Here is a 16,331-nt window from a genome sequence, read left to right as displayed (position 1 = left end):
TCCCTTCCTGATCCGAATGGTAACAAGCGTTTGCCAGTCCGGCTAGACGGGACCGATCAGTGGCGGCTGTGCATTCAGAGCATCAATATCGAACCCGGCAATGGATTTGTACCTTGCTGAATGCGCCGCCAGTTCGGCGCGCGGAATGACCTCTTCGATGGTCTCGAACGTACCGCCGCTGCGATCCTCCACCATCTGCAAAATCGCGTCCGGCCCGCTTCCCCGGTTGGTGAGGGTGACCTGCGTCGTTGGCGGCCGCAGGATGTTTTCGTAATGCTGCAAGGCGTCAGGCGACGGGCCATGCTCCAGCAGGCTTGCGCCCAGAGTTCGGGCATCCACGATCGCCTGGCTGGCGCCGTTTGACCCGACGGGGTAGGTTGGATGCGCTGCGTCCCCGATGAGCGTCGCGCGACCGAACGTCCATTGCGGGATTGGGTCGCGGTCGACCATGGGGTATTCAAAAACCGCCTCGGCGCCGCGGATCAGCGCCGGCACATCCAGCCAGTCAAACCGCCAGCTTTCGAAGGCGGGCAGGAAATCCGCCAGATCCGCCGCGCGGTTCCAGTCTTCGCGCCGCCATCCCTGGGCAGGGTCAACACGACGCTCGGCGATCCAGTTCAGCGTGGTCTGTCCGGTTGTGGAATCGACGGGCGTGATGGGATAGACAACCATCCGCTGCCTGTCATGCCCGGCCAGCACCATGTCTGCACCACCCAGAAACGGCGCGGCTTGCGTGGTACCGCGCCACAGGATCGCACCACCCCAGATAGGGGCACCTTCGTCAGGATACATCCGAGCCCTCAAGGCGGAATGGATGCCATCGGCGGCAATGACCAACGCGCCTGTGGCCACAGTCGGGCCGTCGGGAGTTTCCAGAGCCAGTTCCGCAGTGTCATCATGCGTTGCAAAGCCTGTGGCGCGGTGCGCTGGAACGACACTCTGCGCCCCTGCGCGCGCGATCAGAGTATCAAACAACAGCATCTGCAACTGCCCACGATGAATTGAGACCTGCGGCCATGCGTAGTCGGCGGCGGTTCCCCTGGGTTCCGTCCAGATTTCCTTACCGGTTTTGGTGTAGAACCCCAGGCTTTGAGTGGAGACGCCGATCTCGCGCAGGTTTTGCTCCAATCCCAGGTCAAACAGCTCCCGCACGGCATTGGGCTGCAGGTTGATCCCTACGCCAAGCGGTTTCAGGCTGCGGACCGATTCATAAATCCGAAAGGGCACACCGATCTGGTGCAATGTGAGACCCAAGGTCAGCCCCGCGATGCCAGCCCCGGCGATCAGCACAGTCATGTGACCTCTCCTTTCCGGCGCAGCTCGGCAATCTGCGCGGCGCTGTACCCAAGGTTTTGCAGAAGGGCATCGCCGTCGCCGCCGATCACTGTCGGGGGCTTGGGTTGCGGCACATGGCTGCGGCTGAAGCGCGGCGCCGGGTTGGCCTGTGTGACATTTTCGTTGTCAAAGAACACCCCCCTGTCCTTGTTTTGACGATGCTGTGGTGCCTCGCTGAAATCCAGGACCGGTGCGACACCGGCGTCCGATCCGTCAAACAGCGCGGCCCATTCATCGCGCGTTTTGGACATGAAGACGGTGGCCCATTCAGCTCGCGTTTCCGGCCAGAGCGATATGTCGTTCTGTGCGCTCAGATCCGCGAAAGGCAAATCTGCCTTTGCGACCAGCTCGGCAAAAAACCGAGGTTCGAGCGCCCCGACGGAGATGAATTTGCCGTCCGCACATTCGTAACAGCGGTAGAACGGCGCGCCGCCATCCAGCCAGTTCGCCTCTCGCTCCGTTCGCCATTTCCCCTGCGCCTGCATCCCGTGTATCATCCCCATCATGGCGGGCACGCCATCCACCATGGCAGTGTCCACGACCTGACCCTTGCCCGACACACCCCGCTCAATGAGAGCCGATAACAGACCCAACAGCAGGAACATCGTGCCACCGCCATAATCCGCAATCAGGTTGAGCGGCACGGGCGGCGGGCGATCTGGCGATCCCATCGCCTGCAATGCGCCGGTCATCGCCAGGTAGTTGATGTCGTGGCCCGCCGTTTGCGACCAGGGTCCTGTTTGCCCCCAGCCGGTCATGCGCGCGTAGACAAGCCTGTCAGGACAATCATCAGGGCCGAGCCCGAACCGCTCCATCACACCCGGCCGGAAGCCTTCGATCAAAACGTCGACCCGGTCAATCAGGGCTTTTGCGATGGCCAGCCCGCCCTGTGACTTGAGGTTGAGTGCGATGCTGCGCTTGCCGCGCCGGTTGATATCGGTTGGATCCGCAGGTCCCGAGGCGCGATCAACCGAGATTACCTCTGCGCCCAGATCGGCCAGCATCTGGCCTGCAAGCGGCGCCGGGCCGAGACCGGCGAACTCAACGACTTTGAGAGACGCCAGAGGCCCGGTCATTCTGCCAGATGACAAGCCACGCGCGCGCCGCGCAGATCACGCATTTCGGGCCGTTCCCGGCTGCATACCGGCTGTGCGATCGAACAGCGTGGATGAAACGCACACCCGGTTGGCGGATTGATCGGATCCGGGATTTCACCCGTGGGCGGCGGCACGTCGCGGCCGAAGTTGTCCAGTTGCGGTGCGGCGGACAGCAGCATCTGTGTATAGGGATGCTTGGGATCATCGAACAATGCGTCGGGGCCGGCCTCCTCCACGAGGCGCCCCAGGTACAGCACGCCGATCCGGTCTGCCATATGCTGCACGACGGTCAGATCATGGCTGATAAAGAGGTAGGTCAGTCCGAATTCATCCTTCAGATCGCTCATCAGATTGAGCACCTGCGCCTGGACGGAGACATCCAGTGCAGAGGTGGGCTCGTCACAAACAATCAGCTTGGGTTCCGAGGCCAGCGCCCGGGCGATACAAATCCGTTGCCGCTGACCGCCGGAAAACTCATGCGGGAACTTGCCCGCATCCCGCGCCGACAGGCCGACCTGTTCGAGCAGACGCTCGGCCATGCCCTCTGTTTCACCGCCGCGCGAGGCGACCGGTTCGACAATGATGTCCCGCACGCGCCAGCGGGGATTGAGCGAGGCGAAGGGGTCCTGAAAGATCATCTGAATATCGCGCCGAACGGCATCGACCTTTGCGGCGTCGGTCTCGCGGGCGAGGTCCGTACCGCGGATCTTCACAGCCCCTTCCGAGGGGGGCAGCAACCCCACCAGCATCTTACCAATTGTCGATTTACCCGAACCGCTCTCGCCCACCAAGGCGTAAACGCTCCGTTCCGCGACATCGAAACTGACGTCGGAAACCGCCGTGAGAAAGGCTTTCTTGCGGCGCTCGACCACGCGGTTCAGCCAGGGTTTCGACACATCAAAGATGCGGGTCAGATTTCGCACAGCCACAAGCGTCATCAGGCCACGGCCTCCCGTGTCATGGGGAACCAGCAGGCAACACCGCCTGCCCCGTCTTCAATGCGCGGACCCGGATTTTCCGCACATCGGTCCTGCGCGTGGGGGCACCGGGGATGAAATGCACATCCGGGCGGCAGAGCGTCGAGCCGGGGCATGGCACCGGGGATCTGATGCAGACGGTCCTTGCCGCGGGATGCCAAAGGGGTCGAACCCATCAACCCGTCCGTGTAGGGATGGCGCGGCCGTGTCAGCACCTCGCGCACCGAGCCCAGTTCCGCCAGCTGGCCTGCATACATCACCGCAACGCGGTCCGCGGCTTCGGCAATCACGCCCATGTCGTGAGTGATCAGCATGACCGCCGTGCCCCGCTCGCGGCAGAGCTTCTTGAGCAGGGAAATGATCTGGGCCTGTACGGATACATCCAGCGCCGTGGTCGGTTCATCCGCGATGATCAGAGAGGGCTCGGCACATAGGGCAAGGGCAATGACAACACGTTGCCGCATGCCGCCGGAAAACTCATGCGGGTAGCTGCCGACACGTTCCGCAGCACCGGGGATGCCAACTTCCTCCAGCGCGGCAACGGCGCGGGCCTCGGCCTCGCTGCGTGAAATATCGAGATGTGCCAGCATTGTTTCAGTCAACTGATCACCGATCCGCAGCAGTGGGTTCAGCGACGTGAGCGGGTCCTGAAACACCATGCCGATTTCCTTGCCCCGCAGGCGGCGCATCTGTTCGCCCGCAAGATGATCGACCCGTGTTCCGCCCACCCAGATTTCGCCCTCCGCGATATGGGCCGGAGGGCTGAGCAATCCGATCACCGCATTGCCCGCCATCGATTTGCCCGCCCCGGATTCGCCAACAACCCCCAGTATTTCACCGCGCCCGATATCATAGCTGACACCTTTGACAGGCGACAGAATACCGTGACGGGTGGGGATCTCGACCGTCAGATCGCGGATCGACAGAATTGGTTCGTTCATTACCGCAGCCTTGGATTTAGCGCATCGCGCAGCCAGTCACCCAGCAGATTGACAGAGAGCGCCAGCGCCAAAAGGGTCACCGCTGGAAACAGTAAAATCCACCACTCGCCCGAGAAGAGGAACCCTTGCCCGATGCGGATCAGGGTACCAAGCGATGGCTGCGTGGGTGGCGCTCCAACGCCGAGAAAGCTGAGCGTGGCCTCCGCGATGATGGCGAGAGCCAGAGAGATCGTTGCAATCACCAGGACCGGCGACAGCACGTTTGGCAGGATATGCTTGATCATGATTGCCCCCGGCCCGCGCCCGATAAGGCGGGCGGCCTGCACGTATTCCTTGTTCTTTTCTACCAGCGTCGCGCCGCGGACGACACGCGCGAACTGAACCCAGTCACTGAGGCCAATGGCAATGATCAGCACCCAGATCGCCATCTGGTCTCGGTATTCGACAGGGGTTATCCCCTTGGCAACGCCGAAGATCAGCATCGCGACGAGGATCGCCGGAAAGGTCAGTTGAACATCGGCGACACGCATGATGATCGTCTCGACCCAACCGCCCACATACCCGGCGATCAACCCCAGCGAAATGCCAAGAACCATCGCAAAAAGCACTGCCGCTGCGCCGACAAACAGAGAAATGCGCATGCCGTAAAGAATGGTGGAAAAGACGTCGCGCCCTTGATCGTCTGTGCCCAGCCAGAAGGTATCACCGGTAAAGGCGTTCGGCTCCATTGGCTTGGAAAACCCGTTCATCAGGTTCAGAGATGCTGGATCAAACGGATTATAGGGCGCGATCAGAGGGGCAAATACGGCGCAAAGGACCATGATCAGCACAGTGACCGCGGAGACGATGGCAACGGGCGATTTGCGGAACTGATAGGCGAAATCACTGTCAAGTGACACGCGCAGGCGTGACCGTTCCGAGGTGGGAGTATTCAAAGAGGTTTCAGCCATTAGTGTGCCGCCGTTCTATCGACGCGCAGACGCGGATCGATTGCAAAGTAAAGCAGATCAACGATCAGGTTGATGCCAACAAACATCACCGAAATCAGCATCAGGTAGGCGGCCATAACCGGGATATCGACGAATTGGATGGCGTTGATGAAAAGCAATCCAACGCCGGGCCATTGAAAAACGGTTTCGGTGATGATGGCAAACGCGATGATGGAGCCCAACTGCAACCCGGTGACCGTGATGACCGGGACCAGCGTGTTTTTCAGCGCATGCCGGAAGTTCACCGCGCGTTCGCGCAGACCCCGGGCGCGTGCAAATCGGATATAGTCTTGCCGGAGAACTTCCAGCATTTCCGATCTCACCAGCCGCATGATCAACGTCATCTGGTACAGGCCAAGGGTGATGGATGGCAGGATCAGCGCCTTGAGACCCGATTCCGTCAGAAAGCCAGTAGACCACCCGCCTATCTTCACCGTGTCGCCACGTCCGAAACTGGGCAGCCACCCCAGCTCCACCGAAAACAAATAGATCAACAGGATCCCGATCAGGAAGGTCGGCAGGGACACACCGATAAGAGAGACAGACATAATCGCATGCGCGGCAAAGCCGTTGCGCCTGATCGCGGTAAAGACGCCAAGGGCAATGCCGATGCTGATCGCCAAGAACCCCGAAACGGCGGCCAATTCCAGCGTTGCAGGCGCTCGTTCCACGAGGATGTCGGAGACAGGGCGCCCCTGCCGGTAGCTGACGCCAAAGTTGCCCTGCGCTGCGCCTGTCAGAAACTTGAAGTACTGCACCGGAAACGGCTGATCGAGTCCTAGCTGGGTGCGCAGCCTTTCGATATCCGCTTGGGTGCGCTCCTGACCGAGCATGTTGTCGACCGGGTCCCCCACGAACCGGAACATGGAGAAGGCGACAAGACCCACAACCAGCAAGACAATCGCCGATTGAAAAACGCGCTGGATCACGTAGGCGAGCATTGTATTCCTTCCTGTGGATCAGGCCATGTTGCAAGGGATCGACAGCGGGTCAAGTAACCTCGCCGCCGGAAAGCTGTGTTCCTGTGCGGCACGGGATCAATTGATCGTCACCCACCGCAGCAGAAAGAAGTTATCCGGGCGCTGGGTCAGGTCGATATTTGCCTGCGCCCCCCAGACCAATGGTTGCACATAAAGCGGTACATATGCCATTTCGTCCTGCAGGATTTTCGCACTTTCATCAAGCATGGCCTGTCGCTTGGCATCGTCGATCTCGGATTGGACCATTGGCAGCAACTCATCCACGCGGGCGTTGGAAAACCCGCCGAAATTCCACGACCCAAGCTTCCTTTCCTCGTTGGGTGTGCTGGCCAGAAAACGGATCGGGTGTTCCGCATCGAATGTGCCTGGCGACCAGCCAAGCAGATACATATCATAGTTGTCCGCGCGCAGCTCGGGCCAGTAATTCTGCACCGGCATGGCGTCCAGCGTTGCCCTGACCCCGACCTGAGCCAGCATGCCGGTGATCGCCTGGCAGACGGATTCGTCGTTCAGGTAGCGGTCATTGGGGCATTTCAGGCCAAAGGAAAACCCCTCGGGGTAACCGGCCTCCGCCAGCAGGGCGCGCGCCTTGTCGGGGTCAAAGGCAGGCCGCGCGGCGAGCGACGCGCTGAACCCGCGCATTGCCGGGCTGACCAATTGGCTGACCTCTTCCGCGTTGCCGCGCATGATGGTCTGCAAAATGGCGGGCACATTGATCGCATGGGCAACCGCCTGCCGGACCCGCACATCGGCAAAGGGATTCCTGTCAGTGGTTTCGGCGGAGTATTTCAGTGCCTCGGCCTCATGTGGAAAGCCCAGCATGATCACCCGCGCTTCGATGCCCTGAATGACCTTCACCTGATCATTCGCGGCCAGCCGGGCGGTGTCCTGAATGGGCACAGGGTTGATGAAATCGACATCGCCCGACAGCAGTGCGGCGACCGCCGTGGCCGGGTTCTGGATCGGGGTCAGCTCGGCCCGGGTGATGTTGTGCTCTGCCTCATCCCACCAGCCACCGAAGGGCTCCAGCACCGTGCGCAATCCCGGCTCTCGCGTCGTCAATTGGAAAGCACCGGTGCCATTGGCATTCAAAGTGGCGAAGTTGCCGTTGTCCTTGTCCGGGCGCGCCGCGTTATTCGCTTCGGCCCAGCCTGAATCCATCATCATCCAGTTGGCAATGCTGTCGGGGAAAATCGGGTTCGGCGCCGTGGTCATGATGTCGACCGTGTAGTCATCGACCACTTTGACGTCGGAGACCGGTGCGAACCAGCTGCGGGTATCGGAGGCTTCATCAGAGGCGCGCTGATACGAAAAGAGCACATCCTGCGCGTCAAACGTACTGCCATCGTGGAAGGTTACGCCCTGCCGGAGGGTGAAGCGCCAGCCTTCCCCGGCCCCGATGGGTTCCCACGCGGTGGCCAACGCCGGCTCGATAGTCATGTCCTTGCCGCGGCGCACCAGCCCTTCGTAAACGTTATTGAGAAACCCCAGGACGGCGGCGGAATTCACCGCATGCGGGTCCATCGTTTGCGGGTCGGTCGTCTCCGCCCATCGAAACTCCTCGGCCACAAGAGCGGAGGCGGAAACCATCAGGGCGGCGGCGAGTGAAATGGGACGAAGCATAAGAGGAACCCTTTCAGCAGGAGATGCGGGAAAGCGGTGGCGACGCGGCCCGGTGATCGGGCCACGCCGTTTTATGTCACAAGCGTCTCAGGCTCAGTTCAGCTTGAAGTACTTGATTTTGGGCGAATCTTCTGCTTCGACAACCGTGTCGACCCCGGATTTCATGCCCCAGTTCAGCACCTGGTGGTGAATGGGGATATAGATCTTCTCATCCTGCACCACCTGCCAGATCGCGGCTATATCGGCATCGCGCGCTTCCAGATCGGTGTTCGACGCGAGGCTCTGAATCTTGTCGTTCAGATCATCATTGGTGAAGCGCGTCGCATTCCACGACCCGTATTTGTCGTCACGACCGTGTACGAGGAAGTTGAAGATATATTCGGAATCGTAGGTCGGCACGCCCCAGCCCAGCATGTAGAAATCCGTCTCCAGGTTGCTGAGCAGCGGGAAGTGTTGCGCCTTGGGCTTGGCATCAAGGTTCACGTTGACCCCGATCTGCGCCAGCATGCCGACAGCCGCCTGACAGATCGCCTCATCGTTGATGTAGCGATCGTTCGGGCAATCAAGCTGGATCGAGAAGCCATCGCCGTACCCTGCGTCAGCCATTAGTGTCTTGGCCTTGTCGAGATCCGTGGTAGAGGACGCATCCATCGTCTGGTCCCAGCCGTTCACGAAGGGCGGCGCGATCATCCCGGCAGGTGCCGACTGGCCCCGCATCACCACCTGCTTGATGGCGTCGCGGTTGATGGCAAGGTTCATCGCTTCGCGTACCCGAACATCCGCCAGCGGGTTGGCGCCTTCAACGCTGTCATTGGCGAGGTCTTCATCGCCCACGTTCATGCCGAAGAAGATCACCCGGTTTTGCGGGGCCGTGCGTACATCAAGGCCATCGGTGCCCGCCACGCGATCAAGGTCCTGCACCGGCACGTCCTGGATGAAGTCAACTTCGCCCGAGAGCAAGGCCGCCACACGGGTCGCGGCGTTCTGGATAGGCGTGTAGATGATCTCGGTCACTTCGAGGGGGAATTCACCGATACCCCAGTAGTTTTCATTGGCCGCCAGTACGGTTTTCACGTCAGGTTCGCGGCTGATCAGCTTGTAAGGGCCCGTGCCGTTTGCGTTTTTAGCAGCGAAAGTGTCTTCGCCACCCTCGTAGTCCTGCACCTTCACGGCGTTGTTCGCCTCGGCCCATTCCTTGTCCATGATGAACATGTTGGTCAGGTTGTTGGGCATGATCGGATTTGGACCATTGGTCACGATTTCGATCGTGTAGGCATCGGGCGCGCGGATTTCCGACACGGAGGCCAGCAGTTCCTTGAAATCGGAGTCTTCCGTCATCGCGCGTTCGAGGCTGAATTTCACGTCCGAGCTGTCAAAGGCGGAGCCGTCGTGGAATGTCACCCCTTCGCGCAGGATGAAGGTCCAGACATTCGGGTCCGCTTCGGATGGCGCCCATTCGGTTGCCAGTGCGGGCACGATGGTGCCGGCATGATCGCGATGCACCAGCGGTTCCATGATCTGATGGTTCAGCGTCGTTGTCGGCCCTTCGTTCTGCGCATGCGGGTCCAGTGTCAGGCTGTCGCCCGCACGGGCCCACCGCAGCGTTTCAGCGCTGGCAAGGCATGTCGTTGACAGCAGCACCGCAGCCGACAGCAAAGTTGTTGTCTTTTTCATGGTAGTCTCCCCTATTTTTTTCTGACGACAATCTTTGGGACGCTGCACAATTTGGCAAGCCCCTTCTGCTATTTAAACGAGAATGAAATTGATTTTGTTGAGAAAAATAGTCATTCGCGCGAACCTCAGGCAGCACCCGGCAGCAGAATCTGACGTCGGCCTTCTTCGAAGGCTTTCATCGACAAGGGCCAGACCGTACCGGGCCAGCGCAGCTCCATCTGGCGACGTCTGGGCCGGTAAACAGCCGTGTAGAGCGTGCCAAACCCGGCGGTAAAAGCGGTTGAATAAAGAGGTGGCTTCAGGAAAGCGCTTATGAATTTCTCTTCCGGGTCACGGTGCAGTCTGAGCCGGTGCAACAGAAACCGCTCGCGTTCGACCGTCGCGGTGAAGCGCGCGTGACTGACCCATTCCACGTTTTCCTGATGGTTCGTCGCCACCGCGGCATGGGTGATCAGCGCGGGCCGATCAGGGGCCATCATCGCCGTCAGATAATGGCGCTTCTTGTCCAGCACGGTCACATTGTAACTCATGTGGGTCGGCACACGGGCCAGCACCTCGCCGGCTTCTTCCGCCGTGTCACAGGTCTGCAGAACATAGCGCAGGATCAGCGGCACACCGAAGCCGTCGCCAACAATTCTGCGCCCGCCGAAGGTCAGGGAAATTGCAAGACCAGCATCGTTCACCCCGTCAACCATGCCCCAGAGCCCGTCGGATGTGCCCATAACCTGCCGCCCCTGCCATTTTGTATTCAGCACGAGACTGTCAAATGCGTTCGGGTTATAGTCATAATTGCGCACCATGACCGGTTCCTTGCCGGTCCATATCGCCTGCGAACAGCCGGCCAGATACGGCGGCGGGCAATAGAACGACAAGAACCGCGCGGCGTGATCGCCACCGCCCGCCAAGGCGCATAATTCCTCGTAGAGCGGCAGGATTTCGGGCATATGTTCTTTCAGCGCCCGGTAGGATTCCGCATAGGTCGGGCGGGCGCTGTCGCCCTCCTTCAACCACCAGCGTTTGTAGTCCGGCCAGTATTCGGCGAAAAGCCCGGACCATTTCGGTCCGGGCGTTTCTTCACTTACGGCGCGCCATAACATTGGATGCGCGATCCTTTCGGGTCAGAGGATTTTGAACGCCGGATCCGCCAGTTCCGGACCAGCCGTGGCCGTTGGCAGCGGTTTGGCGGCCACGGATTGCTTGATGCCGTGAATCCACTTTTTCGCGCGCTCATTCAACTGGAAACTCTTGGTCATCGAACGGCCCCGCGTCACCAGGATGCCGATATCCGCACCTTCATAGCGATAATCGCCCGGCTGCAGGATGCGCAGGAAAAACGCCTCGTTCTCGGATTCGACCGCCCGGCGGTGATAATCGAAGCGGTCATAAACAACGCGGCCGTCCTCCAGCATCCGGTAGATGCCGGTTTCCGGGCTATCCGTACAGATATCGACACTGTCTTCGGTGTGCTTGATCACCATCTGCGACCAGCTGTCGATATTGGCGCTGTCGGCCCAGCGGGCGTTCAACTCGTCTACATCCAGATTGAACTTCTTCTTCGAAAACTCCAGCAGGTGGAACAGGAAGAGCGGCGCATCCGCATGGGCAAAGGCCGCGTGGTTGGTCATCGACGACGCGCCGGTGATGCGCGGGTTCAACTCGCCCAACCACAGATCGCCGGTTTTCTTGTCGATCAGGAAGTCGAGCTCGAAATACCCACGGTAGCCTTCCTTGCGCAGTTGCTCGCCGAACTTGAAGGTCAGATCGCGCGCCTGTTGCCGCACCTTCGGCGGGAAGGCGGTTGACAGGATTTCATTGCCACACCAGCCGCCGCGATAGGGTGTCAGTTCCTTGAACCCGACCAGTTCCGTCATCAGCGGGCCCACGATGGTGCCCTCTTTCGTCGCACAGGCTTCGATCGCCGAGCCCCGGCAATCGATGCGCTTCATGATCTTGATCTCGCCTTCGCCGATGATCTCGTGCTCGTGGCGGCGGAAATCGGCCTCGGACTTAATGAAGAACGTGGTATGACCGGAATCCCCAAAGGCCGATTGCAAAACGAGGTCATGCCCGATCCCGGCCTTCTCGCATGTCTTCTTCAGATCTTCGTAAGACGTCACCTCGGCCAGCACGTTCGGCACCGATGGCACGCCCGCCTTGTTGCCGATCCGCACGGTTTCAATCTTGTTGTCCATCGAGGTGCGCAGCTTGGCCTTGGGGAACCAGACATCCGCGCCCAGCTCCTTGGACAGCCGTTCCGTTTCCTCGTCAAACATCAGAAAGACAAACTTTGGCTTGCCGCCGCGCCGCTTGATGAAGTCGATGACCTCTTTGTGCTGCAACAGGTAGTTGTTGATGTCCTCGATGGATTGAAACTCTGCATGCGGTTGCTCGGAGGGGCAGAACACGTTCGGGTGCTTGCCGCCATAACAGTCGATGTAGCAGATGTATTTGAAGTTCTTCACCCATTCGTCCAACCCCAGCAGGTTGAAATTCGTGGCCGAGATGAAATAGACCGGGTCCTCGTTTCGGTGAAAATACCGGCGGATTTCCGAGATGTTCTTCAGAACCGTTGCGGGCATGTATTATGTCCTCTCTGTTGGGTTTATTCAGCCGCGGGGGCGAGCTTTGTGCCGGGTTTGGCATCGACGAGCGCTTGCAGCGCTTCTTGCGTGAAGACCCTCAGCCCCAGATCGGGCCGGTAGCCGTGAATTTCGCTGACATCCAAGGCCAGCATGAAAGCAAGGATTTCCTCGCTGACCACCTGCCCGGGGACGAGGATCGGAAACCCGGGCGGATAGGGAATGATAAAGCTGGCAGACACCACCTCTTCGCCTGCCTTCAGCGCGTCGCCGAGGGAGCCGTTGATATCAAGGTAGTCGCATTTTTCTTCATTGTAGGCGAGGAAGAAGGCAGAACGGATGTCGCCCTCTCCGGTCACTTCGCACTGGCGGAAGGCATCGTGGAACCGGCTGAAATCAGGCAGCGGCGGCAATTCCTCCATCAACCCTTTGACCCGACGGTCAAAAGACAGACGTTCCATCCGGCTGGCATCATCAAGCCGTTCATCGAGCGATTTGGCGATTTCGACCAGCACCTCGATCAGGTAGGCGACAGAGGATCGCGTCGTGCCGATGTTGGTCATGAACAGAACGGTGTTGCGTGATGTCTTGTTGATCTGGATCCCGTATTTATCCATCAGGATGTCGGTCTTGAAAGTGTCGCCGTCCCAGCCCGTACCGCCCACCGCGAGCGTCACCCGGGTCGCATCCAGCACGAAATCATCCTGCTCCCAGCAGTCCCACATATCGGTCCAGCCCTGTTCCGCGTCATAATAGCTGGTCACACCCGACTGGCGGTGATGATCCGGGATCATATCACCCGCCGTCAGCACCTTGAAATACTTGGACAACAGGGGATGCGTCATGATCGCGCGACGCATCGACATGGCCGCCTCGATCTGGCGCTGCACGAATTCGAACCCTTCCAGCTCAACCTGACGGCGCCCGACATCCAGGCTGGCGATGATCTGGTAATTCGGTGAGGTGGAGGTGTGCGTCATATAGGCTTCGTGAAAGGCCTGCTCGACCTCGCCTTTGAAATCCTGATCGTTGACATGAATCATCGACCCCTGTCGCAAGGATGTCAGCGTCTTATGCGTGGACTGGGTCGCGTAGGCCCTTACCCGCGCGTTGGGGGGCGGTATCAACCTCGTATCCAGAAGCTTTTCGTCGTCACATTCCTCCAGCATGGTTTTCTGCGCCTCATACATGCGCTGGTGCGTGTCCGTGCGGAGCTTTTGGCGCATATTGTTGGCGGCGGACATGGCCGTGCGCTGGCGATAGGTCGGGTTGAAACGGGCGAAAGCGAACCATGCTTCGTCCCACAGGAATATGAGGTCCGGCTTGATCGCCAGACATTCCTCCATAACCCGTTCGACGTTATAGACCAGCCCATCGAAGGTGCAGTTCGTCAAAAGCAGCATGCGCACCCGGTCAAGCTTGCCCTCGGCTTTCAGCTTCAGCAACTGATGCTTGATCTCACGCAGAGGTACGGCGCCGTACATCGAATACTGATTGAGCGGATAGCTGTCGAGGTAACAGACCTGCGCGCCCGCCAGTACCATGCCGTAGTGGTGCGACTTGTGACAATCGCGGTCGACCAGCACGATGTCCCCCGGACGCACAAGTGCCTGCACCACGATCTTGTTGCAGGTCGAGGTGCCATTGGTGGCAAAAAACGTCTGTTTCGATCCAAACGCGCGTGACGCCAGTTCCTGCGATTCCTTGATCGGGCCGTGCGGTTCCAGCAGGCTGTCCAGCCCGCCGGATGTGGCGGAGGTTTCGGCGAGAAAGATATTAGGGCCGTAAAAAGCGCCCATGTCCTGAATCCAGTGGCTCCGCGTAATCGATTTACCACGACTGATGGGCATCGCGTGAAAGACACCCGTCGGCTGCTTGGAATACTCCACCAGTGCCGTGAAAAACGGCGTTTTGTTGCGCGCCTGAACACCCCGCAGGATGTTGAGATGCAGTTCCATGAAATCTTCCTGATTGTAGAAGACGCGCCGGCAGATACCCAGATCCAGCCCAGCTATTTCCTCCACTGACCGCTCGGTAACCAGGTAGGCGTCCAGCTCGGGGCGCACCTTGGCCACCAGCCGGCAAAGTTCTGGCCCATAGTTCTCCGGCAGCATGTTGTCGATCTCTTCCTGGCCGCCTGCCCGGTTGAGATACCTGGCAACAATGCTCTGATCCATCTTGGACTTCAGAACGAGGCCGGGGCGCACGACAATCGCCTGAATATTGTGATTGAACAGCACTGCCACCAGCGCGTCCTCGAGGCTGGGCACGACAACAGCTTCGTAAACAAACGGATCTTCCGGGCGGCGCATGCGGGTCACATTGTTGCGCAGCCACCGTTCCTGATGCTCGTTCACATTATCAACGATCAGGACTTCGAAATACGGTTTGGCCAGTGCCCGTGCTTCCGGCGGCAACATCGCTTCGTCGTCGTGCTCTTCCTGATCGACACTGTCGCGTTCCAGCGGAATGTGCCGCCGCCTGTAGGCCCCGGTTGTCAGCGCACGGGTGACACGGCCCACGGCAAAGGCAAGATCATCGAAGGAGTTGTGTTCGAACTGACGCCGCATGTGATCAAAAGCCGACATGCCCGGAAACGCCCAGTAGGGCTCAATTACCGCCAGTGATTTAAACAGAGCCTCTGTTTTTGCCTGGAGCGCCGCCGCCTGCTTGGGTTTTGGGTCTCGCGTCAGCGCGCTGGTCGCTTCGCGCAGCGCACTCCACCGGTCGGAGCGCAATTGTATTGCCGAGGAGTAATCGTTCATCGCATGCATTAGTCGTTCTCCGCTGCGCGAGAAAACCACATGAATGCCTGCGAACGGAAATCACCGCTCCATCAGAACCAGTGACTTACCCGCTGGATTGTTTTTCGCTCCCCTGCGTTTCGACTTTGAGGGGTTGAGGGGTTGGTTCGGTTGTCGGTGCCAGCTGCGTGTTCATTGCCGGTTGCAGGGACGTGCCACCGGTCAGCGTGTCGAACGCCATGCCCTTGAAAGCGGGCTCTCCCTGAACTTTTTCTGCTGGCACATCCACGTGAAGTCCGGCGCGTGTCCCTTGTTGAGGTATTTCCAGAGGACCCAACGTTTTGAGGTAGTCGTCGGTTCCACTGTTCCGGTCATAAACTGAAAAATCGACCGAACGGTCACGGAAGCTCTTGAGCACCTGGCCAAGGCCCTTCATGCCGGTTTCGCGCTGGCGCCGCACAGTGGACAGATCCACCTCGATCGGGAACATGTCCTCCTGCCCGGCAGATTGGTGCAGCACGTGGGCGGACGGATCCACAACCAAAGACTTGCCGACACCGCCTGCCCCCAGACCATTGACGTCAAACACGTAGCATTGGAACTGCGCCGCCGTTGCGCGGGCAATCGCGAGCTCGGCGTCGCGGTCCGTCGTGCCGGTCAGGACCGGGTGCAACAGGACTTCGACACCCTGTGCCGTGAGTTGCCGCGTGGTTTCGGGGAACCAGATGTCGTAGCAGATCGACAAACCAAAACGACCCACGTCCGGCACATCGAACACACAGAATTCGGTGCCCGCCGCGATGCCTGTTTCATAGGGCCGGAACGGGAACATCTTGGCGTAACGCCGGATGATCTCCCCTTCGGGATTGATCACAACGGAGGTGTTGAAAACCATCCCGGTGTCGGGATCGCGCAGAAACATCGACCCAGGGATAAGCCAGACACGATGCTTGCGCGCCGCCTTGCAAAAGACATCCAGCGCTTCGTTCTGCGGTGCCTGTGCAAAACGGTCAAGCGGGCCATAGGGTGCCAGTTCAGAGAACAGCACCATCTGCGTCCACGGGAAGCGCGCCATCAGCACGTCAAGTCGGTGAATCATCCCTTCGACGTTGGATTGCAACGCATTTACATGCATTTGCACGCCGGCAATTGCGAATGGGGTCATAAAAAATCACTCCGTCGCGACGAAGTGGGCCGGTTTGGTCCAGAAACAGCTTCGCGCCGCACCGCCTTACGCCCATCGGGCGCAGGTTGGAACAGCAGAAAACGGGCTGCGGCGAAAACTTTCGTGATCGTGTTGAAACTGGCGAAAAAACAGGCGGAATTACGCATCTGAGGTGCGTGAGATTCCGCAGCTCATGAAGAGTATATTAAACATTTTCATCTCACCTC

General features: G+C 59.5%; 12 protein-coding genes. All 12 read right to left on the bottom strand.

All coding sequences use genetic code 11. From position 1 onward, the window contains the following. Positions 1-42: 42 nt before the first annotated feature. A complete protein-coding gene (locus tag KX928_RS11265) occupies positions 43-1,296 on the bottom strand; it encodes a flavin-dependent oxidoreductase (RefSeq protein ID WP_219501985.1) in 1,254 nt (417 codons plus the stop codon). Next, positions 1,293-2,411, bottom strand: coding sequence for a CaiB/BaiF CoA transferase family protein (locus tag KX928_RS11260; RefSeq protein WP_219501983.1), 1,119 nt, complete (start codon positions 2,409-2,411; stop codon positions 1,293-1,295). Before KX928_RS11260 ends, KX928_RS11265 begins: the two co-directional genes overlap by 4 nt. Beyond that, positions 2,408-3,370 (bottom strand): ABC transporter ATP-binding protein, encoded by a 963-nt coding sequence (locus KX928_RS11255; protein ID WP_219501981.1) that lies wholly within the window; start codon positions 3,368-3,370, stop codon positions 2,408-2,410. Before KX928_RS11255 ends, KX928_RS11260 begins: the two co-directional genes overlap by 4 nt. Continuing rightward, positions 3,370-4,350: an ABC transporter ATP-binding protein gene (locus KX928_RS11250; RefSeq protein WP_219501979.1), complete on the bottom strand. Its 981-nt coding sequence runs from the start codon at positions 4,348-4,350 to the stop codon at positions 3,370-3,372. Before KX928_RS11250 ends, KX928_RS11255 begins: the two co-directional genes overlap by 1 nt. Further along, a complete protein-coding gene (locus KX928_RS11245; RefSeq protein ID WP_219501977.1) occupies positions 4,350-5,300 on the bottom strand; it encodes an ABC transporter permease in 951 nt (316 codons plus the stop codon). Before KX928_RS11245 ends, KX928_RS11250 begins: the two co-directional genes overlap by 1 nt. Beyond that, on the bottom strand, positions 5,300-6,280 hold the full coding sequence (locus KX928_RS11240) for an ABC transporter permease (RefSeq protein WP_219501975.1): 981 nt from the start codon (positions 6,278-6,280) through the stop codon (positions 5,300-5,302). Before KX928_RS11240 ends, KX928_RS11245 begins: the two co-directional genes overlap by 1 nt. A 96-nt stretch (positions 6,281-6,376) precedes the next feature. Next, the gene (locus KX928_RS11235) at positions 6,377-7,942 is read right to left on the bottom strand and encodes an ABC transporter substrate-binding protein (RefSeq protein WP_219501973.1); all 1,566 of its coding nucleotides are present in this window, start codon (positions 7,940-7,942) and stop codon (positions 6,377-6,379) included. A 93-nt stretch (positions 7,943-8,035) separates the two neighbouring features. Further along, positions 8,036-9,616 carry an ABC transporter substrate-binding protein gene (locus tag KX928_RS11230; protein WP_219501971.1) on the bottom strand — a complete coding sequence of 527 codons (1,581 nt, stop codon included), beginning with the start codon at positions 9,614-9,616 and terminating at the stop codon, positions 8,036-8,038. A gap of 125 nt (positions 9,617-9,741) precedes the next feature. Continuing rightward, the gene (locus tag KX928_RS11225) at positions 9,742-10,713 is read right to left on the bottom strand and encodes a C45 family autoproteolytic acyltransferase/hydrolase (RefSeq protein WP_219501970.1); all 972 of its coding nucleotides are present in this window, start codon (positions 10,711-10,713) and stop codon (positions 9,742-9,744) included. 21 nt (positions 10,714-10,734) lie between these two features. Beyond that, a complete protein-coding gene (locus KX928_RS11220) occupies positions 10,735-12,195 on the bottom strand; it encodes a biotin carboxylase (protein ID WP_219501969.1) in 1,461 nt (486 codons plus the stop codon). A 23-nt stretch (positions 12,196-12,218) separates the two neighbouring features. Then, a complete protein-coding gene (locus KX928_RS11215) occupies positions 12,219-14,969 on the bottom strand; it encodes an aminotransferase class I/II-fold pyridoxal phosphate-dependent enzyme (protein ID WP_219501967.1) in 2,751 nt (916 codons plus the stop codon). Between the two features lie 76 nt (positions 14,970-15,045). After that, positions 15,046-16,104, bottom strand: a complete 1,059-nt coding sequence (locus KX928_RS11210; RefSeq protein ID WP_219501965.1) for a carbon-nitrogen hydrolase family protein — start codon at positions 16,102-16,104, stop codon at positions 15,046-15,048. Between the last annotated feature and the right edge of the window lie 227 nt (positions 16,105-16,331).

Source organism: Roseobacter insulae (assembly GCF_019375555.1).
GTDB lineage: Bacteria > Pseudomonadota > Alphaproteobacteria > Rhodobacterales > Rhodobacteraceae > Roseobacter > Roseobacter insulae.
Note: the sequence above shows the minus strand (reverse complement) of the source record. Positions and strands in the feature narration are given on the sequence as shown.